Genomic DNA, 1,346 nt, shown 5'->3' with positions numbered 1-1,346 from the left:
TAACTCAACTTTCCCAGCTTAATTGACCGAACAAAGCCTTTATAAAAGAGGCCTGAGAGTCAATCCATTGCTGGAGTTGATTTTTTAACAGTGTAGACTTTCTAGCGCCTACCGAATTTAATTGTTCAACAAATAAGCTCATCAAACTTTGAAGAGCGGTTGAGAGTACCATATCCTGGATGTCATCACAAAGCCTGAAGAATAATTCGCACAAGGTTTTATCATCATTTTCGCTTCGGCGAAGCCATTCCAGGAGAATGTAACGGGTAAAAACAATGGTTGTATGGCTGATCATCATGTCATAGTTTCGCCCTTGAAATTCGGTGCCAAGCTTCATGAGTGACTTGGTAGATTTGAAGAAAACTTCTATGCTCCATCGATTCCCATAAATACGGATGATTTCTTCATCAGACAAGGATAAATCGGTACTGAGTACCGTCAGCCAATCACTTTTTTTATTACGGTTTCTAACGAAAACAAGTTTAACCGGGATCCCGTTTTTCGTTTTTACAATGATGGATCCAAACTGGTTTCCGGGCGTATGTTTCGGCAAGTGTTTTCGCAACTCCGAAAGGCTATAAAAACCTTCTTTGTAGTGATAACGTTGTTTCAATTGCTTAACCATCCCAATCACATCCAGCCCCTCATCCAGAATGGCGCGAATCATCGGTTCGTGGGTAAACCAGGTATCCATTAAAACATAATCGGCCAGTATACCTTGCTTTAGCGCATTTCTGATCATTTGAACAGCGACATCGGTTTTCTTTTTCATGGCTTCACTTCGGCGTTTGTAACCACTGGTGCGTTTGTCAATTGATTCTGAAACTTCCTGTATCCGATTTTTTTTGCTGGCGGATGACAGCATCGCAAAATCGGTTGGTACAAAACTGTAACCATCGGTCCAGCCAAGCGCCAGCATGGTAAACCCTTTGATGAAGCGATGGTCGGCGTGGTCATAGAGATTTGCCAGCAATTCAACATGCTTGCTCCGGTTTCGGCTGATCACCGAATCATCCAGGACAAAAGCCTTGACGCGATCCGGACGAGTCAACCGGCTGAATGACGTAATGACTTTAGCAGACAGCGATGTCAGAAACCGACGCCAGTTATAAGTTGAGGTATTCAAAAAACGATAGTAAGTATTTTTGGATGCCGTTGTTTCCTGATATTTTGAATCCAGATAGCGATACAGATTTTTTCCCTGAAAGGCAAGGAGTAACAGCAATTCGAAAACTTGAGCAACTTTTATACCCTGTGCTTTACGGATCCCGGAATCTCTGAGTAATCCTGCCAGTTTCAATGCCTTAAAAGCTTTTAAAAATGCAATTTTTGTCTGTTCAGATGGG

General features: G+C 42.3%; 1 protein-coding gene. It reads right to left on the bottom strand.

Going from position 1 to position 1,346, the window contains the following annotated elements; all coding sequences use genetic code 11:
* Window positions 1–4: 4 nt before the first annotated feature.
* The gene (locus A3KS_RS0117150; RefSeq protein ID WP_051355972.1) at window positions 5–1,327 is read right to left on the bottom strand and encodes an IS4 family transposase; all 1,323 of its coding nucleotides are present in this window, start codon (window positions 1,325–1,327) and stop codon (window positions 5–7) included.
* Window positions 1,328–1,346: the final 19 nt, after the last annotated feature.

Origin of the sequence: Acetobacterium malicum subsp. dehalogenans DSM 11527 (assembly GCF_000472665.1) — a bacterium.
Lineage (GTDB): Bacteria > Bacillota > Clostridia > Eubacteriales > Eubacteriaceae > Acetobacterium > Acetobacterium malicum.
Note: the sequence above shows the minus strand (reverse complement) of the source record. Positions and strands in the feature narration are given on the sequence as shown.